The sequence below is a fragment of the Acidovorax sp. ACV01 genome (assembly GCF_014851495.1).
GTDB lineage: Bacteria > Pseudomonadota > Gammaproteobacteria > Burkholderiales > Burkholderiaceae_C > Acidovorax > Acidovorax radicis.
The window spans coordinates 328,805-351,151 of the sequence record NZ_JACUZT010000004.1; the positions used below are offsets into that span (position 1 = coordinate 328,805).

The 22,347-nt window shown below is 65.3% G+C and carries 19 protein-coding genes; 9 read left to right on the top strand and 10 right to left on the bottom strand.

Features of this window, described 5'->3' with window-relative positions; translation table 11 throughout:
* Positions 1 to 24 precede the first annotated feature (24 nt).
* Positions 25 to 945 (top strand): alpha/beta fold hydrolase, encoded by a 921-nt coding sequence (locus IB243_RS14140; RefSeq protein WP_192427813.1) that lies wholly within the window; start codon positions 25 to 27, stop codon positions 943 to 945.
* Between the two features lie 49 nt (positions 946 to 994).
* On the opposite strand, the gene IB243_RS14145 is transcribed toward IB243_RS14140, so the two are convergent.
* Entirely contained in the window at positions 995 to 1,864 is an 870-nt protein-coding gene (locus IB243_RS14145; protein WP_010462157.1) for a lysophospholipid acyltransferase family protein, read from the bottom strand.
* Complete coding sequence (locus IB243_RS14150; RefSeq protein ID WP_057228961.1) at positions 1,861 to 2,715, bottom strand: lysophospholipid acyltransferase family protein; 855 nt, start codon at positions 2,713 to 2,715, stop codon at positions 1,861 to 1,863. The genes IB243_RS14145 and IB243_RS14150 overlap by 4 nt, the downstream gene beginning before the upstream one ends.
* A 132-nt stretch (positions 2,716 to 2,847) precedes the next feature.
* Here IB243_RS14150 and metK point away from each other — a divergent pair, with 132 nt between their 5' ends.
* The 3 genes from metK (at position 2,848) to IB243_RS14165 (ending at position 5,006) form a co-directional block, all read left to right on the top strand.
* On the top strand, positions 2,848 to 4,029 hold the full coding sequence (gene metK / locus IB243_RS14155; RefSeq protein WP_192427815.1) for a methionine adenosyltransferase: 1,182 nt from the start codon (positions 2,848 to 2,850) through the stop codon (positions 4,027 to 4,029).
* Between the two features lie 286 nt (positions 4,030 to 4,315).
* Complete coding sequence (locus IB243_RS14160) at positions 4,316 to 4,501, top strand: DUF1328 domain-containing protein (RefSeq protein ID WP_010462162.1); 186 nt, start codon at positions 4,316 to 4,318, stop codon at positions 4,499 to 4,501.
* Positions 4,502 to 4,547: 46 nt separating this feature from the next.
* Entirely contained in the window at positions 4,548 to 5,006 is a 459-nt protein-coding gene (locus IB243_RS14165; RefSeq protein ID WP_192427817.1) for a hemerythrin domain-containing protein, read from the top strand.
* Between the two features lie 41 nt (positions 5,007 to 5,047).
* Here IB243_RS14165 and IB243_RS14170 read toward each other — a convergent pair whose 3' ends face one another.
* Both IB243_RS14170 and IB243_RS14175 read right to left on the bottom strand, forming a co-directional pair.
* Positions 5,048 to 6,289 (bottom strand): diguanylate cyclase, encoded by a 1,242-nt coding sequence (locus IB243_RS14170; protein WP_010462166.1) that lies wholly within the window; start codon positions 6,287 to 6,289, stop codon positions 5,048 to 5,050.
* A gap of 164 nt (positions 6,290 to 6,453) precedes the next feature.
* Positions 6,454 to 7,125, bottom strand: a complete 672-nt coding sequence (locus tag IB243_RS14175; protein ID WP_192427819.1) for an NUDIX domain-containing protein — start codon at positions 7,123 to 7,125, stop codon at positions 6,454 to 6,456.
* 142 nt (positions 7,126 to 7,267) lie between these two features.
* Between IB243_RS14175 and IB243_RS14180 the strand changes: the two genes are divergently transcribed.
* From IB243_RS14180 to IB243_RS14195, 4 genes are all read left to right on the top strand, one after another.
* The gene (locus tag IB243_RS14180; protein ID WP_192427821.1) at positions 7,268 to 8,128 is read left to right on the top strand and encodes a cysteine hydrolase; all 861 of its coding nucleotides are present in this window, start codon (positions 7,268 to 7,270) and stop codon (positions 8,126 to 8,128) included.
* A 46-nt stretch (positions 8,129 to 8,174) separates the two neighbouring features.
* Positions 8,175 to 9,368, top strand: a complete 1,194-nt coding sequence (gene pncB, locus IB243_RS14185) for a nicotinate phosphoribosyltransferase (RefSeq protein WP_192427823.1) — start codon at positions 8,175 to 8,177, stop codon at positions 9,366 to 9,368.
* Between the two features lie 4 nt (positions 9,369 to 9,372).
* Positions 9,373 to 11,073 (top strand): NAD+ synthase, encoded by a 1,701-nt coding sequence (locus IB243_RS14190; RefSeq protein ID WP_192427825.1) that lies wholly within the window; start codon positions 9,373 to 9,375, stop codon positions 11,071 to 11,073.
* 107 nt (positions 11,074 to 11,180) lie between these two features.
* Complete coding sequence (locus IB243_RS14195) at positions 11,181 to 12,269, top strand: bifunctional nicotinamide-nucleotide adenylyltransferase/Nudix hydroxylase (protein WP_192427827.1); 1,089 nt, start codon at positions 11,181 to 11,183, stop codon at positions 12,267 to 12,269.
* 130 nt (positions 12,270 to 12,399) lie between these two features.
* Here IB243_RS14195 and IB243_RS14200 read toward each other — a convergent pair whose 3' ends face one another.
* The 6 genes from IB243_RS14200 to IB243_RS14225 form a co-directional block, all read right to left on the bottom strand.
* Positions 12,400 to 13,923 (bottom strand): methyl-accepting chemotaxis protein, encoded by a 1,524-nt coding sequence (locus tag IB243_RS14200; RefSeq protein WP_192427829.1) that lies wholly within the window; start codon positions 13,921 to 13,923, stop codon positions 12,400 to 12,402.
* 119 nt (positions 13,924 to 14,042) lie between these two features.
* Positions 14,043 to 15,299: a Zn-dependent hydrolase gene (locus IB243_RS14205; protein WP_192427831.1), complete on the bottom strand. Its 1,257-nt coding sequence runs from the start codon at positions 15,297 to 15,299 to the stop codon at positions 14,043 to 14,045.
* A 27-nt stretch (positions 15,300 to 15,326) separates the two neighbouring features.
* Entirely contained in the window at positions 15,327 to 16,778 is a 1,452-nt protein-coding gene (gene hydA / locus IB243_RS14210) for a dihydropyrimidinase (protein WP_192427833.1), read from the bottom strand.
* 71 nt (positions 16,779 to 16,849) lie between these two features.
* On the bottom strand, positions 16,850 to 18,307 hold the full coding sequence (locus tag IB243_RS14215) for an NCS1 family nucleobase:cation symporter-1 (RefSeq protein WP_192427835.1): 1,458 nt from the start codon (positions 18,305 to 18,307) through the stop codon (positions 16,850 to 16,852).
* A 223-nt stretch (positions 18,308 to 18,530) separates the two neighbouring features.
* Positions 18,531 to 19,844: an NAD-dependent dihydropyrimidine dehydrogenase subunit PreA gene (gene preA / locus IB243_RS14220; RefSeq protein WP_010462186.1), complete on the bottom strand. Its 1,314-nt coding sequence runs from the start codon at positions 19,842 to 19,844 to the stop codon at positions 18,531 to 18,533.
* Positions 19,845 to 19,875: 31 nt separating this feature from the next.
* The gene (locus tag IB243_RS14225) at positions 19,876 to 21,243 is read right to left on the bottom strand and encodes an NAD(P)-dependent oxidoreductase (RefSeq protein WP_192427837.1); all 1,368 of its coding nucleotides are present in this window, start codon (positions 21,241 to 21,243) and stop codon (positions 19,876 to 19,878) included.
* A gap of 349 nt (positions 21,244 to 21,592) precedes the next feature.
* Here IB243_RS14225 and IB243_RS14230 point away from each other — a divergent pair, with 349 nt between their 5' ends.
* Positions 21,593 to 22,252, top strand: a complete 660-nt coding sequence (locus tag IB243_RS14230; RefSeq protein WP_192427839.1) for a TetR/AcrR family transcriptional regulator — start codon at positions 21,593 to 21,595, stop codon at positions 22,250 to 22,252.
* The last annotated feature ends 95 nt before the right edge of the window (positions 22,253 to 22,347 follow it).

Here is a 22,347-nt window from a genome sequence, read left to right on the forward strand (position 1 = left end):
ATTAGCTATTAAATGCATAGCGCCATGATCCAGACCCTCTCTACCCCCCTGCCCCACGGAACCACCCTCCACTGCCGCGTAAGCGGCGTGGCAGGCCGCCCGGTGCTGCTTTTTTTGCACGGTTTCCCCGAGGGAGCCTTCATCTGGGACGAGTTGCTGCTGCATTTTTCCCGGCCGGAAAACGGCGGCTACCGTTGCGTGGCACCCTATCTGCGCGGTTTTGGCCCCTCCAGCAGCCCGGCCGAGGTGGACGCCTACCGCGCCAAACACCTGGTGCAGGACCTGGTGGCGCTGATTGCCCACGAATGCCCTGGCGGCGCACTGGAATGCCTGGTGGCGCACGACTGGGGCGGCGCCGTGGCCTGGAACCTGGCCAACCAGCAGCCGCAATTGATGAAACGGCTGGCCATCGTCAACTCCCCGCATCCCGGCGCCTTCTTGCGCGAACTGCAGCACAACCCCGCCCAGCAGGCGGGCAGCCAGTACATGCATTTTTTGTGCAGGCCGGATGCCGAGGCACTGCTGGCCGAAGACGATTTCCGCCGCCTGTTCGCTTTTTTCAACGCCCCGGATGGCAGCGCCCCTGCGTGGCTGACCGACAGCGTGCGCGCCCAGTACCGCGCCGTCTGGCAGCAGGGCCTGACCGGCGCCTGCAACTACTACCGCGCCAGCCCCCTGCGCCCGCCGCGACAGACAGAAGATGGGAATGACCCGGGCGCCCGGGCCATCACCCTGCCCGAATCGATGCTGACGGTGACACTGCCCACGCTGGTGCTCTGGGGCATGGACGACCCGGCGCTGCTGCCCGGCCTGCTCGACGGCCTGCCGGGCTGGGTGCCGCAGCTGCAATTGCGCCAGGTGGAGAAGGCCTCGCACTGGATCGTGCACGAGCACCCCGAGCGCGTGGCCATGGAGCTGCAGCGCTTTTTGCAATCAAAACAATAGCTATCAGCGCTTGATGGGCAAGCGCCAGTAGCCCATTTTATTCAAATTTTTAGGCGTAAAAAGACGGCTCGCCCTCGGGCCGTGTCTTGAAGCGCTTGTGCACCCAGTAGTACTGGCCGGGCGACACGTCGATGTAGCTTTGCAGCCGCGTGTTCATCAAGGCGGTATCGGCCTCGGCGTCGTCCGTGGGGTAACCGGCCCAGACGGGCGAGATCTCGGCGCAGTACCCCGTGGGCGTGAGGCGCGTGACCATGGCGATCACCTTGGCCCGCCCCAGGCGTGCAAACCGCGACAGCGACGGCACAGTGGCGGCCTGCACGCCGTAGAACGGCACGAAAAGCGAGTCGTTGCGGCCAAAGTCCATGTCCGGCAACAGGTACAGTAGGCCTCCCTTGCGCAGGTTGGCAATGATGGGTTTGACCCCGTCGTTGCGGTTGAGCATGCGCACATCGCCAAAGCGCTGGCGCCCCTCGCGGAACCACGCGTCCACGGCCGGGTCGGGGTGGGTGGAGAAGATCGAGGTGAACGCGCGCGGCGTGTGCAGCGTGAGCGCCGAGCCCCCTGCATCCATGCCGTAGAAATGGGGCGCGAAGATGATGGTGGGGGTGTCGCCCTCCAGCTCCTGCAACGCGCCGGTGAGCTTGACCCGGTCCAGCACCACATCCCGTGGCGCAAACCACAGCCAGCTGCGGTCCAGCCAGGATTGGCAGAACACGACAAAAGTCTCTTGCGCCCAGGCGCGGCGCTGGGGCTCGGTGGCTTCGGGGTAACACAAGGCCAGATTGCGCAGCGCCACGCGGCGGCGCGGCCCGGCCAGCACGAACAGGACGCGCCCGATCAGCCAGCCCATGCCGCGCAGCACTGGCAGCGGCAGGCGCGCCAGCACCCGCATGAACCACACCCCCAGCCGCCCCATCATGCGGCCACCCCTGCAGGGTTCGCGGCCTCGGCACGGGGCTGCTTGTAGCGGGCGTAGCCCCAAAGGTATTGCTCGGGGCATTGGCGAATGAGGTGTTCCATGGCCTGGTTGATCTGCACAACGGCAACGTCCAACTGGTCCGACAGCGGTTGCGCCAGCGGCTCGAAATGGGTGACAAAACCCCGTCCCCAGGGCAGGCGCTCGCAGCGCACCAGCACCACGGCGGCACCCGTCTGCTGCGCCAGCCGCACGGCCAGGGTCATGGTGTAGGCATCGCGGCCAAAAAACGGCGCCCATTGGCCCTGCCCATCCGGCGGGACCTGGTCCGGCAGCAGGCCGACGGCCTCGCCCCGGCGCAGGGCCTTGATCATCTGCCGCACACCCGCCAGCGTGGTGGGCACGGCCAGCATGCCGGGGCGGTTGCGCGCGGTCTCCATCACCTTGGCCAGCCAGGCCTGACGGGCGGGGCGGTACAGCACGGTGATGGGGCCGCGCTCGGCGCTCCAGCGCCGGGCGGCGGCCTGTGCCGACAACTCGAAACAACCCTGGTGCGGCGTGAGGTACAGAATGCCGCGCCCGGCTGCGTAGGCCTGCTCCACACAGGCCTCGCCTTCGATGCGACAGGGCATCGGTGCGCCCAGCCACAGGCGCGGCAGCTCGGCCACCATGCGGCCGGCATGGGCCACGGCTGCACGGACGGCGCTGAACGAATAACCGGCCAACGTCGAGTTGGCCAGGAACCGGCGCCGGTACGTGGGCGACGCACAAAAAGCCACCCAGCCCATCGCCGCACCCATGATGTGCAGCAACCACAGCGGAAATACGGAAAAGAATCGAAAGACGACTGGCATTAAAATAGCGGGGTCGCTGAGTTAAATGAGCAACTTGCAGGGCGACGTTAAAAAAATCTGCTAAAGCGTTCGCCAAAGCTCCTTCGGGGTGAGGGCAACGCCCCAAATGCCGGAACACAGGAGTTTATTCAAATGGCGAACGACTTTCTCTTTACCTCGGAATCCGTCTCCGAAGGCCACCCCGACAAGGTGGCCGACCAGATCTCGGACGCGATTCTCGATGCCATCTTCAAGCAAGACCCCCGCAGCCGCGTCGCCGCAGAAACGCTGACCAACACCGGCCTCGTGGTGCTGGCCGGCGAGATCACCACCAACGCCCACGTGGACTACATCCAGGTGGCACGCGACACCATCAAGCGCATCGGCTACGACAACACCGACTACGGCATCGACTACAAGGGCTGCGCCGTGCTCGTGGCGTACGACAAGCAGTCCAACGACATCGCCCAGGGCGTGGACCACGCGTCCGACGACCACCTGAACACCGGCGCCGGCGACCAGGGCCTGATGTTCGGCTACGCCTGCGACGAGACGCCCGAGCTGATGCCCGCGCCCATCTATTACGCGCACCGCCTCGTCGAGCGCCAGGCCCAGCTGCGCAAGGACGGCCGCCTGCCCTTCCTGCGCCCTGACGCCAAGTCGCAAGTGACGATGCGCTATGTGGACGGCAAGCCCCACAGCATCGACACCGTGGTGCTGTCGACCCAGCACCACCCCGACCAGAGCGAAACGCAAACCAAGATGAAGGCTTCGTTCACCGAAGCCATCATCGAAGAGATCATCAAGCCCGTGCTGCCCAAGGAATGGCTGCAGAACACGCGCTACCTGATCAACCCCACCGGCCGCTTCGTCATCGGCGGCCCCCAGGGCGACTGTGGCCTCACCGGCCGCAAGATCATCGTGGACACCTACGGCGGCGCCTGCCCCCACGGCGGCGGTGCGTTCAGCGGCAAGGACCCAACGAAGGTGGACCGCTCGGCCGCCTATGCCGCGCGCTACGTGGCCAAGAACATCGTGGCCGCTGGCCTGGCACGCCAGTGCCAGATCCAGGTGGCCTACGCCATCGGCGTGGCCGAGCCGATGAACATCACCGTGTACACCGAAGGCACGGGGGTGATCTCCGACGAGCGCATTGCCGCGCTGGTGAAGGAACAGTTCGACCTGCGCCCCAAGGGCATCATCCAGATGCTCGATCTGCTGCGCCCGATCTACGAAAAGACGGCGGCCTACGGCCACTTCGGCCGCGAAGAGCCCGAGTTCAGCTGGGAACGTACGGACAAGGCTGCTGCACTGCGTGCAGCAGCAGGGCTGTAAGCCCTCCGCGCGGTTCGCGCGGCTTGCCGTACGTGGGCGAAGCTCATATTGCGCAGCAATGTGAGCGGAGACCAAAAGATTAGCTGTGCAGTCACCAGGCCCAAGCCGCAACGCTCCGCGTTGCGGCTTTTCTTTTGGCGCGCCACGCCGGCCCCTGCGGGCGGCCCCCTCCTACACCCGCAGCCCGCCCACACTGACGGCGGCGGCGACGGCCCGCCGGTATCGTTCCTGCACACCCTTTCGCAGCCCCGCGCTGCCTGAACATCCACCGCAAGGAGCGACCACCATGTTGAAGTACGCCATCATTTTTGCCCTGATCTCCCTCGTGGCCGGAGCCCTGGGTTTCAGTGGTGTCGCCGCCGGCGCGGCGGGCATCGCCAAGGTGCTTTTTGTGCTGTTCCTGGTGATTGCCGTGGTGTTTGTCGTGCTGGCAGCCATTGGCGTGGGTGCCGCGCGCAAGGTGCTCAAGTAATCCGCCGCACCTTTGCAAGCGCCTAAAAATCCCCACACACCCCACCATGACCGACACCACCAACATCTTTGAAGCCTTGCGCGAAAGCCACGAGCGCCAGCGCGCGCTGTACACCGCGCTCACCGACACCAGCGGAGATACCCCCGAGCGGCGCGAGCTGTTTGACGAACTCAAGACCGAGCTGGCGGCCCATGCCATGGCCGAGGACCGCCATTTTTATGTGCCACTGATGGCACACGACGCGGGCATTGACCTGTCGCGCCACGCCATTTCAGAGCACCACCAGATCGACGAACTGGTGGAATCACTCGAAGAGACCGAACCATCGAGCCCCGCTTGGTTGCCACTGGCCAAGAAGCTGGCCGAAAAGGTGGCGCACCACCTGAAGGAAGAGGAACACCGCTTCTTCCAGATGGCTGGAAAGCTGCTGACGGAGAAGCAGAAAACCGCGCTGGCGGCGAGCTACCGTGCAGATTACGAGGACGCCAAGGCGACTCCGGCCTGATCCTCACCCCCCGCGCGCAGCGACGCTGGGGATTGCGTCCTTCACACCGCTTCCTTGGCCTGCACCACGCAGTTGCGGCCGCTGGACTTGGCCACGTACAAGGCCGTGTCCGCGCGCTTGATCAGGGCGTGGCTGTCTTCCTTGTGGTCCCAGGTGGCCACGCCAAAACTGGCGCTGACATGGCCCACCGCGTCGAAAGGCACGCCTGCAATGCGCGCGCGCACCGCCTCGGCCATGGCCATGGCGGCGTCCACCGGGGTTTCCTTGAGCAGGATGATGAACTCCTCGCCCCCGAAACGCGCAGCGCAGTCGGACGAGCGCAGCAGCTCGCGCACGCGCAGCGCCGTGCTCTTGAGCACCACATCCCCCGAGTCGTGGCCAAAGGTATCGTTGATGCGTTTGAAAAAGTCGATGTCGAACATCACCACCGACAGACTGCCCTTCTTGATGCGGGTGTCGGCCATCTCGGTCTCCAGCCTCTCAAAGAAGCGGCGGCGGTTGACCAGATCGGTCAGGAAGTCCTTGGTGGCCAGGTCTTCCAGCTTGCGGTTGAGCCGCGCCATGGGCTCGATCACCAGCGACGACAGCGACAGGTTGAGCCCGACGAACAGCAGCACAAAGCTGCCCACCAGCGCCGCCATCACCGTGTTGAAGGTCTGACGCGCCTTCTCCAGCGGGAAGTACATCGGCACCTTCACCACCTGGATGCCCACCGTCTCGTTCATGCCCCAGCCAAAGCCGTTCTTGTCGCCATAGACCTTGAGCATGGTGGGCGGCGCCACGGCCGGTGTGCTGTGGCAGGCCATGCATTGGGCCTGCTTGATGGTGATGGGGCGGGCCACATACATGGCGCGGTGCATGCCCTCGCCCACTTCACCGGTCGCCTCCTTCTTGAGATCGGCCCGGCCTTCGCGGAAGTCGCTGATGATGCGCTCCTCCCACTCGCTGGCGCGGTCGCGCAGGTTGGTGGGGTTGAGCACCGCCTCCTTGTATTCATAGCCCGGAAAGCGGCTTTGCAGGCGGCGCAGCGTCTCGGTCGCAGCGTAGGCGGGCACGGTCTGCGGCAGGAATTTTTCGGCCAGCGTCACGTCCAGGTGCGGCTTGACGAGTTCGGTGGTGTAGTCCCGGATCGCCATGGCCGCGTGCATCATGATCTGCGAGTTGTGCTGCACCTCCTCGATGGCGGACTGCTGCAAAAAGCGGTGCACGTAGATCCCCGCACCCGCCGCTGCCACCAACAGCACCGCCGCCAGCACCAGGTTGAATTTGAGCCGCAAAGACATGGACTTCCCTCAGGCGCCAGCGTCGGGCTGGCTTGTTGTTGGCGGTGCAGCTGCGGCCACCCCGGCCCGCCTGGCGTGCACCCATCATTCGTGGGACACAAAGTTTGCGTTTGTGCCAGATTTCGAGGCAACGGTCCAATAGTTTGTGTGCTGTGCTAGCAGCACTACAGGCCCCGCGCGCTCAACGAAAGATTGCGCCGGTAGGCCGGGCGCACCCGGTACAGCTGCGCGGGCCGGTGGGCGCCGCCGCCTTGCAGCGCTCCCGGCACCGGCTCCAGCATGGCCAACTCGTCCATCTTGCGGCGAAAACTCACCTTGTTGATGGGCTCGCCCAGCACGGCTTCATACACGGACTGCAGCTGTGGCAGGGTGAACGGCTCGGCACACAGGTGCACGGGCATGGACGAATACTGGCTTTTGCTGCGCACGCGGGCCACGGCGGCGTCGACCATGGCGCGGTGGTCGAACGGCAGCGCGGGCAGCTCGGCCACCGGCACCAGCGTGAGGGGCGCCGATGCCAGCAACTCGGGCGGTACAAGGGCGCAGTAGGCCACGGCCAGCGACCACCCACGCGGGTCGCGCACTGGGCCGGAAAACGTGGCCAATTGCTCCAGATAGGGGCTTTGCAAACCGGCTTTCTCGCGCAGCACACGGGCGGCACTGGCCTGAGCATCGGCATCCTCCTGGGCGTGGATATAGCCCCCCGGCAACGCCAGCACCCCCGCAAACGGAGGCCGCTCGCGCCGCTGCAGCGCGACCTGCAGCACGTCCCGCTGCAGGGTGAGCAAGACCACGTCCACGGTACAGATCACGGCGGGGATGCTGGTTTCGGTCATGGGGCTGAGTTTGTCACAAGGATGACCGAACAGGATATCAATCAACAATCTCTTCCAAAGCAGAAACATGCTTTTGCAACTTAGTTAGTTTATTTTTTTTACTAACAAGATTACACTGGCGTCACCAACAAAGGAGAAGACCATGGCCCGCAACGTCCAGCTTCTGGTGATCGACCCCCAAAACGATTTCTGCGACCTGCCTGTAGCCTGGCAACCCACCGATGTGCTGACCGGCCAGCGCACCTCATCACCCGCCCTGCCCGTGGCCGGTGCCCATGCCGATATGCAGCGCCTGGCGCAGTTCATCGGCAGCCAGGGCGACCAGTTGGACACCATCACCGTCACGCTCGATTCGCACCAGCGTTTTGACATTGCCCACCCCGGCTTCTGGCAAACCGGCACGGGCGCCGAAGTCGCACCCTTCACCCCCATCACCGCTGTCCAGGTGCGCGCAGGCGACTTCACGCCGCGCAACCCAGCCACCCTGCCCCGCACCCTGCAGTACCTGGACGCACTCGAAACCCAGGGCCGCTACACGCTGATGGTGTGGCCCGTGCACTGCGAGGTGGGTAGCTGGGGCCATGGCATACACGCCGATGTGCTGGCCGCCTTTGGGGTCTGGCAGCTCCGGCGCCAGCGCGCGGTGCGCAATGTGTTCAAGGGCACCAACCCCTGGACGGAACACTACAGCGCCATCGAGGCCGAGGTGCCCGACGCGGACGACGAAAGCACCGCGCTGAACACCGCCCTGCTGCAGTCGCTGGGCCAAGCCGATGTGCTGCTGATTGCGGGCGAGGCCAGCAGCCACTGCGTGCGCTCGACCACCGAACACATCGTGCAGCACCTGCCCCGCCTGTTGCCGGGCTGGCAAGCCAGCCGCATCGTGCTGCTGACCGATGGAATGAGCCCCGTGGGCGGCTTCGAGGCGCAACACCGGGCGTTTCTGGACGCCATGCGCACAGCCGGTGCACAGCTCGCCAATATGAATGAAATCAGGCTCTAGCGCTTATCCATAAAGCACTATTAGCTACAAATTTTGGAGCAACATCATGAACCCCGTCATCACCAGCCTGCTCGACACCGACCTCTACAAGTTCACGATGTGGCAGGCGCTGCTGCACCGCCACCCACAAACCCAAAGCGAATATCGCTTTGTGTGCCGCAACACCCCGGCCTACCCGCTGGCCGAGCTGCTGCCCGAGGTGAACGCCGCGCTGGACCACCTGTGTACCCTGCGCTTCACGCAGGGCGAGCTGGCCTACGTGGGCGGACTGCGCTACATCAAGAGCGACTTCGTGGACTTTCTGCGCATCTTCCAGTTCCAGCGCAGCTTCATCAGCGCCTGGGCCGAGGGTGAGCAACTGCACATCGTGGCGCAAGGCCCGCAGGTGCATGTGATGGGGTTTGAGATCTTCGTGCTGGCCATCGTGAACGAGCTGTACTTTCGCCGTTTCGACGCATCCCAGGCCCTCGCCAGCGGCCGCGCACGGCTGGCCGCCAAGGTGTTGCAGCTGCAGGCACTGGCGCAACAGGCCACGCTGCGCCACCCGTTCGAGCTGTTCGACTTTGGCCTGCGCCGCCGCTACAGCGGGGCCTGGCAGCGCGAGGTGGTGCAGACCTTTGCCACACAAACACCGCAGTGGTTCAAGGGCACCAGCAACGTTCTGCTGGCGCGCGACCTGGGCCTGGTGCCCATCGGCACCATGGCGCACGAATACCTGCAGACCTACCAGGCCCTGGGCGTGCGGCTGCGCGACTTCCAAAAGGCCGCGCTCGAAGACTGGGTGCAGGAGTACCGGGGCGACCTGGGCATTGCGCTGACCGACACCGTGGGCATGGACGCCTTTCTGGCCGACTTCGACCTGTACTTCGCCAAGCTGTTCGACGGCCTGCGGCACGACTCAGGCGACCCGGTGGCCTGGGGCGAAAAGGCCCTCGCGCACTACACCCGCCTGCGCATCGACGCGCACACCAAGCGGCTGGTGTTCTCCGATGGCCTCGACCTGGAACGCGCCCTGATGCTGTACCGCCACTTTGGGGACCGCACGCAGCTCGGGTTTGGCATCGGCACGAACCTCACCAACGACATGGGCGCGGACCACAAGCCGCTGAACATCGTGATGAAACTGGTGCGCGCCAACGGGCAACCGGTGGCCAAGCTGTCGGACACGCCCGGCAAGACGCTGTGCGACGATGAAACCTACCTGGCCTACCTGCGTCAGGTGTTCAACGTGAAGGACTGACACCATGCTCCGCATCACCCTTGCCCAACTCAACTTCACCGTCGGTGACATCGAAGGCAACGTAGCCCGCATGGTGGCCGCCGCGCAGCAGGCGGCGCACGAACAGGCCAACCTCGTCGTGTTCAGCGAGCTGTCGCTGTGCGGCTACTACCCCGGCGACCTGCTGGAGGAAACCGGCTTTCAGCAACGCATCGAGGCCGGCATCTCCGCGTTGCAACAGGCATCCGCCGAGCTGCCGCAACTGCACTGGGTGGTGGGCGCGCCCACACCCGCGCGCGGCCCCGGCAAGCGCCTGCACAACAGCCTGCTGGTGCTGCAAGGCGGGGCTGTGCGCCTGCAATACACCAAGCAGCTGCTGCCCACGTACAACATCTTTGACGAGCGCCGCCACTTCGAGCCCGGCCCGGACGTGGCCAAGGTGCTGCGTGTGGGCAACGCGCAGGTGGGCCTGCTGATCTGCGAAGACGGCTGGAACGACCACGGCGCCGACTACGCCACCAACCCCTTCGAGCGCATGCGCGATGCCGCGCCCGACCTGGTGGTGAGCATCAACGCCAGCCCCAGCCACACGGGCAAACGCGAGCAGCGCCACCAGATCTTTGGCGACGCCGCACGCCGCCACGGCCTGCCCATCCTGTATGTGAACCAGATTGGCGGGCACGACCAGGTGGTGTACGACGGGGCATCGTTCGCGGCCGAGCCCGAGGCGGGCGTCGTCTTCGAAGCCCAGCGGTTTGTGGAAGACGTGCGCACGCTCCAGTTCGACAACGGGCATTTTCTGAGCGCGGAAGGCGCACGCCCCGCCCCGGTGCCCGCACAGGGCCTGCCCACCATGGACTTCTACCGCCAGCAGATCGTTCTGGGCCTGCGCGACTACGCGCGGCGCTGCGGCTTCACGCAAGTGGTGGTGGGCAGCTCGGGCGGCATCGACAGCGCGCTGACGCTGGCGCTTGCTGTGGAGGCGCTGGGTGCGGACAACGTGGTGGGCATCACCATGCCCTCGCGCTACTCCAGCAGCGGCTCGGTCGATGACTCGGTGGCGCTGTGCCACAACCTGGGGGTGCAGCTGTTCACGCACCCGATTGCCGAATTGGTAACGGGCTACGCGCAGCCGTTTGAAACCAGCTTTGGCAAGCCGCTGCAAGGCCTTCCACTCGAAAATCTGCAGGCGCGCATTCGCGGCACGGTGCTGATGGAATACTCCAACGCCTTCGGCCACCTGCTGCTCACCACCGGCAACAAGTCGGAGATCTCGGTAGGCTATTGCACGCTGTATGGCGACACCAACGGCGGGCTGGGCCTGATTGGCGACCTCTACAAGACCGAGGTATTTGCCCTCTCGCGCCACGTCAACGAACACGCCGGGCGCGCGCTGATTCCGCAGGCCATCATCGACAAGGAACCGTCTGCTGAACTGGCACCCGGCCAGCGCGATGTGGACAGCCTGCCGCCCTACCCCGTGCTCGACGAAGTGCTCAAGCTGCTCATCGAAGGCGACCGCCTTTCTGCTGCGGAGCACGCGGCGGCCCAGAATTTTGTGGCCCAGCTGCAAACCGACGACGCGGGCCGCGCCCTGGTGCAGCGCGTGCGCATGATGGTGGCGCGCAACGAATACAAACGCCGCCAGGCCCCGCCCATCGTGCGCGTGCGGGCCCGGGCCTTTGGCAGCGGGCGGCAGATGCCGATTGCAGCGCGGTATGTGTGAAACGGCTCCACGGTAAAATTACTACCAAAAAGATAGCTGCTAGCGCTTTATAGATAGGCGCCAGAGGCCAAAAACACTGAAAAATGCGAACCCAGTAACGGAGACACATGGTCGATACCGCTATCTACATCGGGCGTTTTGAACCCGTGCACAACGGCCACATTGCGCTGCTGCAGCGTGCACTCGACAGCGCGCAGAAGGTCATCGTGGTGGTGGGCTCGGCCTGGCAGGCGCGCTCGCCCAAGAACCCCTTCACCTGGCAAGAGCGCGAGGCCATGCTGCGCAATGCGCTGCCCGAGGCCGACCGCAGGCGCGTGGTCGTGCTACCCATGCGCGACTACTACAACGAGGCCGTGTGGGTGCAGGCTGTGCGCGCAGGCGTGGCGCGTTTGACCACGCCGGGTGCGCGCATCGGGCTGGTGGGCCACTTCAAGGACGCCACCAGCGGCTACCTGAGCGCCTTCCCCGGCTGGGAGCTGATCCACGTGGAGCGCCAGGGGCCGATCGACGCCACGGCCATCCGCGACGCGTGGTTTGGCGCCAACCCCGACACGGTGCAGTCCGCCCTCGCCCCCCTGGCCGACCAGATGCCCGCCAGCACCCTGGCCACGCTGATTCAGTTTGCGCAGACCCCGCACTACCCGGCGCTGCAGCAGGAGTGGCAGATGCTGCGCGGCTACCGCCAGGCCTGGGCCGCCGCGCCCTATCCACCGGTATTCGTGACGGTGGACGCCGTGCTGCGCTGCCGCGACCACGTGCTGCTGATCCGCCGCGCCCACGCCCCCGGCAAGGGTCAACTGGCCGTGCCCGGCGGCTTCATCGAACAGCGCGAAACCGTGTGGCAGTCATGCCTGCGCGAGCTGGTGGAAGAAACCCATTGCCACCTGCCCGAGGCCACCATGCGCGCCGCGCTGCAGTGCGTGGCGGTGTTCGACCACCCCGACCGCAGCCAGCGTGGACGCACTCTGACCCACGCGCATTACTTTGATCTGGGCGACGCACCATTCCCCACCGTGCAGGCCGACGACGACGCGCTGCAAGTGCAGTGGACCCCCATCGACCAGCTGGCGGCGATGGAAGAGGAATTCTTTGAAGACCACTTCCACATGCTGGACCACTTCCTGGGGCTGACAGGCGCATTGAAGTCCAGCGAACAGCGCAGCAAGGTGAAGGTCGGCAACGGGCTTAGCGGCTAAAACTGGCGCTGCCCAGACCAGTGCCCCCGTGCAAGGGCCGCCCCGCCGCACCGGGGGCGTCCCCCTCCGCATTGCGCAGCAATGCCAGAGAGGGGGAAGGCGCGAAGCGACTCAGGGGGTGCTTACTTACTCACGCCACCCGGAACTGCCCCACCGTCTGCGACAGCGTCACGGCCTGCTGGCTGAGCGACTGCGCCGCGGCCAGGGCTTCTTCGACCAGCGCCGCGTTCTGTTGCGTGCTTTGGTCCATCTGCGAGATGGCCTGGTTCACCTGGGCAATGCCCGCGCTTTGCTCGCCGCTGGCAGCGCTGATCTCGGCCACCATGGTGGTCACGCTTTTCACCCCCGCCACCACCTCGCTCATGGTGGCGCCGGCCTGCTCCACGAGTTGTGTGCCCACACCCACCTTGGCCACGGAGTCGTCGATCAGGCCCTTGATCTCCTTGGCAGCGGCCGCGCTGCGCTGTGCCAGGCTGCGCACTTCGCTGGCCACCACGGCAAACCCCCGGCCCTGTTCGCCCGCGCGGGCAGCTTCCACCGCTGCATTGAGCGCCAGGATGTTCGTCTGGAACGCAATGCCGTCGATGACGCTAATGATGTCCACGATCTTGCGCGAGGACTGGTCGATGGAGCCCATGGTGCCCACCACCTGCTGCACCACATCGCCCCCGCGCACAGCCATGTCGGAGGCAGCGCGCGCCAGCTCGTCGGCACGCTTGGCGTTGGCGGCGTTCTGCTGCACGGTGGAGGTGAGCTGCTCCATCGAAGCCGCCGTCTCCTGCAGTGCGCTGGCCTGCGATTCGGTGCGGGCCGACAGGTCGCCGTTGCCCGCTGCAATTTCGGACGAGGCCGTGGTGATGGAGTCGGTGCTGTCGCGCACCTGGGTCACCAGGTGCGAAAGATTGTCACGCATGGCGCGGATGGCGTGCAGGATGCTGGTGGTGTCGCCGGGCAATGTCTGCACGTCCACGGCCAGGTTGCCTTCAGCGATCTGCGTCACAACATCGGCCGCGTACTGGGGCTCGCCGCCGAGCTGGTGCACCAGCGTGCGCAGCATCTGCCAGGCCATCAACGCAATCACCAGCATCAGCGCCGCGCCGATGGACAGCAGGATCGCGGTGTTGCGCCAGAAGGCGTTTTCGATGTCGTCCACATAGTCGCCAAAACCGATGATCCAGTCCCAGGGCTCGAACTTGATGATGGCGTAGAGCTTGTCCACCGGCTCCTTGGCACCGGGGCGCGTGCCGGGCGCGGTGACCGTGCCCACCGTCACACCTTGCAGTGCTGCGCGGTAACGCACGCCCGCTTCCTTGCCGCCCTTTTCATCGACGATGCCGATGCGTTTGGGGTTGGGGTGCACATAGTTCACGTCGTTGGTGAACCCACGGACAAAGAAATATTTGTCCTTGTCCACAAAACTGCCAATGGCGCGGGTCGCTTCCTTGATGGCATCTTCGCGCGACAGGGCGCCGCTCTTTTCCTGCTCGTGCGCCTTTTGCGCGGCGGCATGGGCCAGCACCACCAGGTTGGAGAGCTGCGCCGTGCGCTCTTTCATCATCGACTGATAGAGCGTAGTCAGCGCCACGGCCGACAGCACCACCAGGCCCAGGAGTGTGGCGGCACACAGCCACAGGATGCGGGTTTTGAGTTTCATGGCCTGTCCTCTTCTCGGAATACGGAATTAAAAGTAACCAGAAGATACAACGAGGACCATGTCCTGTGGGCGTGATGGTCTAAATCGAAGGGCGCGCAGCCCCGTGCGGCCGCGCTCGATCAGGTGCCTGCACGCTCCAGCATCGCGTGCAGCAGCACGTTGCAGCCCGCCGTGATGTGCTCGGGCTTGGCGTCTTCGATCTCGTTGTGGCTGATGCCGTCCTTGCAGGGGATGAAGATCATGCCGCTGGGCGCGAGCTTGGCCATGTAGACGGCGTCGTGCCCCGCGCCCGAGACGGCGGGCATGTGGCTGTAGCCCAGCTTGGCCGTGGCGCGGGCCACGGCCTCCACGCATTCGCTATGGAACACCTGCGCCGGGTAGCTGGACACCATCTCGATATGCACCTGCACGCCGTGCTCCTGCGCCACCTGGTGGGCCCGCGCCTTCACTTCGGCCGCCATCTGGTCCACGAGTTCGTCCGTGCTGTTGCGCAGGTCGATGCTGAACTTGACCCGGCCGGGGATGACGTTGCGGCTGTTGGGGAAGACCTGCACCATGCCCACGGTGCCGCGCCCATGCGGCGGATGGCGGTGGGCGGCAGCCACCACGTCCTGCATGATGTGGGTGGCGGCCACCAGGGCGTCCTTGCGCAGCGCCATGGGCGTGGGGCCCGCGTGGGCTTCCATGCCGGTGACGGTGCAGTCAAACCAGCGGATGCCCAGCACGCCGCTGACCACGCCGATGGTCTTGTCGTTGTCTTCCAGCACCGGGCCCTGCTCGATATGGGTTTCGAAGTAGGCGCCGATGGGGTGGTCGCCCGGCTCCTGCTCGCCGATGTAGCCGATGCGCTCCAGCTCGCCCTTCACCGTCTTGCCCTCGGTGTCAGTGGCGGCGTAGGCATGCTCCAGCGTGAAGGCCTTGGCGAACACGCCCGAGCCCATCATCACCGGCACGAAGCGCGAGCCCTCTTCGTTCGTCCAGAAGGCCACTTCGATCGGCGCCTCGGTTTCGATGCCGTGGTCATTGAGCGTGCGCACCACCTCGATGCCCGCCAGCACGCCGTAGTTGCCGTCGAACTTGCCGCCGGTGGGTTGGGTGTCGATGTGGCTGCCGGTCATGATGGGCGGCAGGCTGTTGTTGCGCCCGGGGCGGCGCATGAAGCCGTTTCCAATCTTGTCGATGGTGACCGTCATGCCGGCCTCGCGCGCCCAGCGGGTGACGAGGTCGCGGCCCTGCTTGTCCAGGTCAGTGAGCGTGAGGCGGCACACGCCGCCCTTGGGCGTGGCGCCGATCTGCGCCAACTCCATCAGCGATGCCCACAGGCGGTCGCCGTTGATGCGCAGGTTCTCGATGTCGGTTTTCACTTTGGTGTCCATGGTGTTCTCCGTGATGGCGTTCGTTCTTCAACGAGCGACTGCAGTGGGGGCCAGATCGTGGGCGCGCTTTTGCACGGCCTGGAAGTTGCTGCCAAACGCGGGGCGCTTGATGTACCGGCCCTTGCCCTGCTCTGCGCGCAGGTCGCCATTGGCAAACACCACGCGGCCCTGGCTCACGGTGTGGCTGGGAATGCCGCGCACAGCGCGGCCTTCAAAAATGTTGAAGTCGCCCTTGCTGAACTGCGTTTTGGCCGAGAAGGTCTTGGTGCCTTCAGGGTCCCACAGCACCAGGTCGGCGTCGGCGCCCTCGCCGATGAAGCCCTTGCGCGGGTAGATGTTGAACAGCTTGGCGCAGTTGGCCGAGGTGATGGCCACGAACTCGGAGGGCGTGAGGCGGCCGGTGTTCACGCCGGCATCCCAGATGGCGGCCATGCGCTCTTCCACGCCGCCCGTGCCGTTGGGGATCTTGGCGAAGTTGTCCTTGCCTGCCGCCTTCTGCGCGGCGCAGAAGGTGCAGTGGTCGGTGGCGGTGGTGTGCAGCTGGCCCGATTGCAGGCCGCGCCACAGCGCCTCCTGGTGAGCCTTGGGGCGGAAGGGCGGGCTCATCACGTGGGCGGCAGCGGCAACAAAGTCCGGGTCGCGATAAACGCTGTCGTCCACCAGCAGGTGCCCCGCCAGCACCTCGCCATACACCCGCTGGCCACGCGCACGGGCGCGGGCGATGGCATCGGCCGACTCCATGCAGCTCACATGCACCACGTAGATGGGCACGCCCAGCACGTCGGCAATCGCGATGGCGCGGTTGGCGGCCTCTGCCTCGACCATGGGCGGGCGCGACAGCGGGTGGCCTTCGGGGCCGGTGATGCCCATCTTGGCGACCTCTTGCTGCAGCAGGTACACCAGCTCGCCGTTTTCGGCATGCACCGTGGGCATGGCGCCCAGCTCCAGCGCGCGCTTGAAGCTGTTCACCAGGGTTTCGTCGTCGCACATGATGGCGTTCTTGTAGGCCATGAAGTGCTTGAAGCTGTTCACGCCCTCCTGTTGCACCAGCGTGCCCATGTCGGCGCGAACCTGCTCGCTCCACCAGGTGATGGCGACATGGAAGCTGTAGTCGGCCGCCGACTTCTCGGCCCAGCCGCGCCATTTGCGGTAGGCATCGAGGATGGGTTCCTGCGGGTCGGGGATCACAAAGTCGATGATGCTGGTGGTACCACCGGCCAAGCCTGCGGCCGTGCCCGTGAAGAAGTCGTCCATGGTGACCGTGCCCATGAACGGCAGCTGCATGTGCGTGTGCGGGTCGATGCCGCCGGGCAGCACGTATTGCCCGCTGGCGTCGAGCACCTGCGCCCCCGCAGGCGCCTGGGCCGCAGCCCCCTCCCCCACGGCCACGATGCGGCCATCGACACACAGCACATCGGCGCGCTGCTCACGGTCGGCGTTGACCACGGTTCCACCGCGGATCACAAGGGCTTGGGTCATGGGGGTCTCCTTCAGGGATACAGATCAAAAAAGGGCCCTGCACTGGCACCAGGCCCAGGCAGGGCCAGAGGTCATTTTTTCTTGGCGGTCAGGTAGTAATAGGTACCGGCCACGGCCAGGCTGAAGAACCAGCCCGAATCGAACAGCGTGAGCCAGATGGCGGGCATGCCCGCCTTGTCCACCACGCCCGACACCGCCAGATAGCCTGGCAAGCAAGGCAGCACGCCCAGTGCAAAGGCGATGAGCGCGTGCAGGTTCCAGCCATTGCTGTACTCGTACTCGCCACCCCGGCGGTACAGGTCTTCCACCTTCAGCTCGCTCTTGCGCACCAGGTAATAGTCCACCAGCAAAATGCCCGCGATGGCGCCCAGCAGCGTGCCGTAGCCGCCCAGCCAGGTGAAGAGGTAGCCGCCCGATGTGGCCAGGATCTTCCAGGGCATGAACACGAGCCCGATCAGCGCGGCGATGACGCCGCCCATGCGGAAGCTGATCTTGGAAGGCGCGATCTGGCTGAAATCGTACGAAGGCGACACCAGGTTGGCGGCCACGTTGGTCGTCAGGTTGGCCAGAAGGATCACCAGCAGGCCCAGGCCCGCGGCCACGCTGCCCATCTGGGTCAGCAGGCCATCAGGGAACAACTGCGCCTTGCCGTACAGGATGGCCGACGCCGAGAAACCGATGACGCCCACCATGGAGAACAGCGCCATGGGCAGCGGCAGGCCGATGGCCTGGCCCATGACCTGGTCTTTTTGCGACTTGGCGAAGCGCGTGAAATCCGGGATGTTGAGTGCCAGCGTGGCCCAGAAGCCCACCAGTCCCGTCAGCGCCGCCCAGGTCTTGGGACCGCCTTCCACCACCTTGGCGGGCAGATTGAAGAGCTGGCCTGACGGCACCTTCATCATCAAAACCACCACGAACAGCACCGAGGCACCAATCATCAGTGGCGCGGCAATCACTTCCAGCAACCGAATGGACTCCGGCCCCTTCCAGATGAAGTAGATGTGAACCGCCCAGAACGCGAGGAAGCACATGAACTGCGAGGTACTGATGGTCTCGCCCTGGGCGGGCCCCGCGAGGTTCATGCCCACGATGTTCAAGAAGCCATGCAGCGCGAGTGCGCCGAAGTAGCAGTTGATGGAGAACCAGCCACACGCCACCAGGCCGCGCAGCACAGCCGGCAGGTTGGCGCCCTTCACGCCGAACGACGCACGCGCGAGCACCGGGAACGGCACGCCGTACTTGGGCCCGACGCGGCCGATGAGCACCATCGGTATCAGCACGATGCAGTTGGCCAGGAACACGAGCCACACTGCCATCTGCCAGGTGAAGCCTTGGTCCAGCATGGAACTGGCCATGGTGTAGGTGGGCACACACACCACCATGCCCACCCAGAGTGCGGCGAAGTCTTTCCAGGTCCAGTGCCGCTGCGCGGCGGTGGTGGGGAGCAAATCTTCATTGGCGAGCGTGTTGGAGGCTCCGCCGGGCATTAGCCCCGCCACGTGGGCAGCGCTGCCGGTACTGTTGGTCATGCCTGTACTCCTGTCAAAGACTTCGTTGGGGTTGCACACAACCCGCTGTCTGGTCCGGCGCCCTCACGCTGGCAGATGGCGGGCAAAGGGAAGCGAGCGATGCTAGAGAGGACGCAAGAACTGCACCAGATGCAGTGCAGCATGCGTTGCAAATCAGCACCACGACGGGGGCATCCGGAACGTCTTGCATGGCCTGCAATGGAAGCACGCATCGGGTGCAGGATCAGGCCGTTGCAGACACGCGCTGCGGATTGTTGGGGTGCGTGGTCCAGTTGGCGTATTCACCGGTGACCTGCTTGCCCGTGCGCACATCGACTTCGCCCGGTTCCAGGGCGCGCATGGTGATGCACTCGGGCACGGGGCAGATCGACACGCAGAGGTTGCAGCCCACGCACTCGGCCTCGTTGATCTCGAACTTGCGCACTCCGCCGTCCTTGGTGAAAGTGATGGCCTGGTGCGAGGTGTCTTCGCACACCACATGGCAGCGGCCACACTGGATGCAGGCATCCTGGTTGATGACGGCTTTCTCGATGTGGTTGAGGTTGAGGTTCTTCCAGTCCTTCACCGTGGGCACGGCCTGGCCCTTGAAGTCGTCAATCGTTGCGTAGCCATGCTCGTCCATGAAGTTCGACAGCCCATCGCACATGTCCTGCACGATCTTGAAGCCGTAGACCATGGCGGCCGTGCACACCTGCACGGTGCCACAGCCGAGCGCAATGTATTCGGCCGCATCGCGCCAGGTGGTGATGCCTCCAATGCCGCTGATGGGCAGGCCCGCGGTCTGCGCGTCGCGTGCGATCTCGGCCACCATGTTGAGCGCAATGGGCTTGACGGCCGGTCCGCAGTAGCCGCCGTGCGAACCCCAGCCGTCGGTGCTCGGACTCATCACCATGCGGTCGAGGTCCACACCCATGATGGAGTTGATGGTGTTGATGAGCGACACGGCATCGGCCCCGCCCGCCTTGGCGGCGCGTGCGGGCTGGCGCACGTCGGTGATGTTGGGCGTGAGCTTCACGATCACGGGCAGCTTGCTGTAGTGTTTGCACCAGGCCGTGACCATCTGGATGTACTCGGGCACCTGGCCCACGGCCGCGCCCATGCCGCGCTCGCTCATGCCGTGGGGGCAGCCGAAGTTGAGTTCAATGCCGTCGGCGCCGGTGTCTTCCACGAGCGGCAGGATGGCCTTCCAGCTCTGCTCCTCGCAGGGCACCATGAGCGAGACGATCATGGCGCGGTCCGGCCAGTTGCGTTTGACGCGCTTGATCTCTTCGAGGTTGGTGTGGAGCGGCCGGTCGGTGATCAGCTCGATGTTGTTCAGGCCAATCACGCGGCGGTCTTGCGACATCAGCGTGGAGTAGCGCGGCCCGTTGACGTTGACCACCGCCGGGTCTTCGCCCAGCGTCTTCCACACCACGCCACCCCAGCCGGCTTCGAAAGCGCGGGTGACGTTGATCTCTTTGTCGGTGGGCGGTGCGGAGGCCAGCCAGAAGGGGTTGGGGCTTTGAATGCCCAGAAAATTGCTGCGAATGTCTGCCATGGGGTGCTCCCGTGAGTTGCAGTTGACGACGTCAGGCCACGAGTGCCACGGGCACGCTCAGCGCTTGATGAATGGAGACAGCAGCGACCTTGCCGTGCTCCACCGCCTCCACCGTGAGGTCGCGGCCACCCACGCGGCAGTCGCCTCCGGCCCAGACGCGCGCCAAGCTGGTGCGGCCCTCCAGATCCGTCACAATGCGCCCGGCTTCCAGCGCGATGGAGGCACCCACCGGCTCGGCCACAAAGGTCTGGCCGATGGCCTTGAGCACCATGTCGGCCTCCAGCGAGAAGGTCTCGCCGGTTTCCACCAACTTGCCGCCACTCAGCGCCGTGGCGGCAAAACGCACGCCCTTGACAACACCGCCTTCGCTCAGCACCTCTTTCGGTGCAGCCCAGTGGCGGATGGCCACACCATTCGTCTGCGCCCACTGCTGCTCCACAGCGGACGCCGACATGGCCTCTGCGCCGCGGCGGTAGACGATGGTCACCTCTTCGGCGCCCAGCTTGCGCGACTGCACGGCGGCATCCACCGCCGTCATGCCGCCACCAATCACCACCACGCCGCGGCCTACGGGCAGGGTCGAGAGATCGGTGCTCTGGCGCAGCTCGGCGATGAAGTCCACCGCATTGCGCAGGCCGGTGGCCGTGGGTTCGGCCACGCCCAGCGCATTCACGCCTTGCAGGCCCAGGCCCAGGAACACCGCGTCGTACGCGCCCAGCAGGCTGTCGAGCGTGATGTCACGGCCCAGCTGCTGGCCGGTGCGCACCTCGATGCCGCCGATGGACAGCAGCCACTCCACTTCCTTCTGCGCGAAGTTGTTGGTGGTCTTGTAGCTGGCCAGGCCGTATTCATTCAGGCCGCCCAGCTTGGGGCGCGCCTCGAACAGCACCACGTCATGGCCGCGCACGGCCAGGCCATGCGCGCAGGCCAGGCCTGCAGGCCCGGCGCCCACCACGGCCACACGCTTACCGGTAGCGGCCGCGCGCTGGAACAGCGGTGCACCGGGCTGGGCAAAGAAGGCGTCGGTGGCGTAGCGCTGCAGTGAGCCGATCTCCACCGGCTTGTCTTCGTTGGTGTTGCGCACGCAGGCCTGCTCGCAGAGCACCTCGGTGGGGCACACCCGCGCGCACATGCCGCCCAGCGGGTTCGCCTCCAGGATGGCGCGGGCAGCACCCCGGTTGTTCTCCTGTGCGATGCGGTGGATGAACGAAGGGATGTCGATGCCCGTGGGGCAGGCGGTGGCGCAGGGCGCATCATGGCAGTAGTAGCAGCGCTCGGCCTCGATCAAGGCCTGGGGTTTGGTGAGCGGCGGGTGCGCATCACTGAAGTTGGCAGCGTAGTCGGCCAGGTTCAGGCGTGCAGCATGAATGCCGCAGGCACGGCTTGCGGGTGTGTCCATCAGTTTTCCTCCGGAAGGGTCGGGGTGGGGGTCTGGGCGTGCGCCGGCGCCTTGCAGCGCCTGCAGCGCCCGCAGCTCATGGGGCCGGGGCCAGCCAATGCGGCGCCAGCGTAGGTGCTGGCGCCCGCAAACTTCGGAGGTTTCATCGTGGGCCTCGCTGTAGGATTCAGGTGCCCACTGCTTTGGTGCAGCGGTGCCCTGTGTGGTGGGTCAATTTACCAACCCGTAAAAATTTACCAATTGGTAAAATCCCTAGAGCAAACCCCGTGCCAGTCAAATCGCCACAAATCCCCGCCCCACGCCAGCGAATTGCCAGTTTTTGGCCCCTGGCTTGTTCCACAATGGTGCGATGACCGACGCCCGCCCGTCCCCCGCAGACACCGCCCCCCGCGCGCCCACCGCCTCGCGCCTGCTCAAGGAACAGAGCATCCTCACCGAAGCCGAGAACCACTTTGCACAATTCGGCTTCGAGGGTGCTTCGCTGGAGAACATTGCCGCAGCCATTGGCATCAGCCGCCACAACCTGTTGTATTACTTCACCAGCAAAGAGGCGCTGTACCAGCGTGTGCTCGACGATGTGCTGACCCAGTGGCTGGCGGGCATGGAAGACCTCTCGCACAGCGACGACCCCCAGCAGGCGCTGCGGCGCTATATCCGCGCCAAGCTGCAGTATTCGCGCACGCGCCCCCAGGGCGCCAAGGTATTCACCAAAGAGGTGATTGCCGGTGCACCACGCTATGGCAAAGCCATCATCGAGCGCGTAGGCCCGCTGCTCAAGACCGAGGTGCGCACCTTCGAGCGCTGGGCGCGCGAAGGCCGCATCGCCAAGGTGAATTTCACGCACCTGATGTTCATCATCTGGTCGGTCACGCAGGCCTACGCCGAGCAGGAAGCCCAGTTCGCCCTGCTGCTGGGCAAACCGGCGCTGACCGAACGCGACTACGACAAGGCCGAGGAGTTGATCGTGCGCATGGTGCTGAGCGCGCTGGCGCCGGACAACGCCATCTGAATCGCGGGAGCGCTGCGATGCAGAGCAGCCATTGGCGGCTTGGACCGCTGAACGGCCTGCACCGCCCTGATTTACTACTATATTGATAGCTATAA

Coding starts and splice junctions, on each gene's coding strand:
- IB243_RS14140 (WP_192427813.1), top strand. CDS start 25: ATGATCCAGACCCTCTCTACCCCCCTGCCCCACGGAACCACCCTCCAC.
- IB243_RS14145 (WP_010462157.1), bottom strand. CDS start 1,864: ATGATGGGGCGGCTGGGGGTGTGGTTCATGCGGGTGCTGGCGCGCCTG.
- IB243_RS14150 (WP_057228961.1), bottom strand. CDS start 2,715: ATGCCAGTCGTCTTTCGATTCTTTTCCGTATTTCCGCTGTGGTTGCTG.
- metK (WP_192427815.1), top strand. CDS start 2,848: ATGGCGAACGACTTTCTCTTTACCTCGGAATCCGTCTCCGAAGGCCAC.
- IB243_RS14160 (WP_010462162.1), top strand. CDS start 4,316: ATGTTGAAGTACGCCATCATTTTTGCCCTGATCTCCCTCGTGGCCGGA.
- IB243_RS14165 (WP_192427817.1), top strand. CDS start 4,548: ATGACCGACACCACCAACATCTTTGAAGCCTTGCGCGAAAGCCACGAG.
- IB243_RS14170 (WP_010462166.1), bottom strand. CDS start 6,289: ATGTCTTTGCGGCTCAAATTCAACCTGGTGCTGGCGGCGGTGCTGTTG.
- IB243_RS14175 (WP_192427819.1), bottom strand. CDS start 7,125: ATGACCGAAACCAGCATCCCCGCCGTGATCTGTACCGTGGACGTGGTC.
- IB243_RS14180 (WP_192427821.1), top strand. CDS start 7,268: ATGGCCCGCAACGTCCAGCTTCTGGTGATCGACCCCCAAAACGATTTC.
- pncB (WP_192427823.1), top strand. CDS start 8,175: ATGAACCCCGTCATCACCAGCCTGCTCGACACCGACCTCTACAAGTTC.
- IB243_RS14190 (WP_192427825.1), top strand. CDS start 9,373: ATGCTCCGCATCACCCTTGCCCAACTCAACTTCACCGTCGGTGACATC.
- IB243_RS14195 (WP_192427827.1), top strand. CDS start 11,181: ATGGTCGATACCGCTATCTACATCGGGCGTTTTGAACCCGTGCACAAC.
- IB243_RS14200 (WP_192427829.1), bottom strand. CDS start 13,923: ATGAAACTCAAAACCCGCATCCTGTGGCTGTGTGCCGCCACACTCCTG.
- IB243_RS14205 (WP_192427831.1), bottom strand. CDS start 15,299: ATGGACACCAAAGTGAAAACCGACATCGAGAACCTGCGCATCAACGGC.
- hydA (WP_192427833.1), bottom strand. CDS start 16,778: ATGACCCAAGCCCTTGTGATCCGCGGTGGAACCGTGGTCAACGCCGAC.
- IB243_RS14215 (WP_192427835.1), bottom strand. CDS start 18,307: ATGACCAACAGTACCGGCAGCGCTGCCCACGTGGCGGGGCTAATGCCC.
- preA (WP_010462186.1), bottom strand. CDS start 19,844: ATGGCAGACATTCGCAGCAATTTTCTGGGCATTCAAAGCCCCAACCCC.
- IB243_RS14225 (WP_192427837.1), bottom strand. CDS start 21,243: ATGGACACACCCGCAAGCCGTGCCTGCGGCATTCATGCTGCACGCCTG.
- IB243_RS14230 (WP_192427839.1), top strand. CDS start 21,593: ATGACCGACGCCCGCCCGTCCCCCGCAGACACCGCCCCCCGCGCGCCC.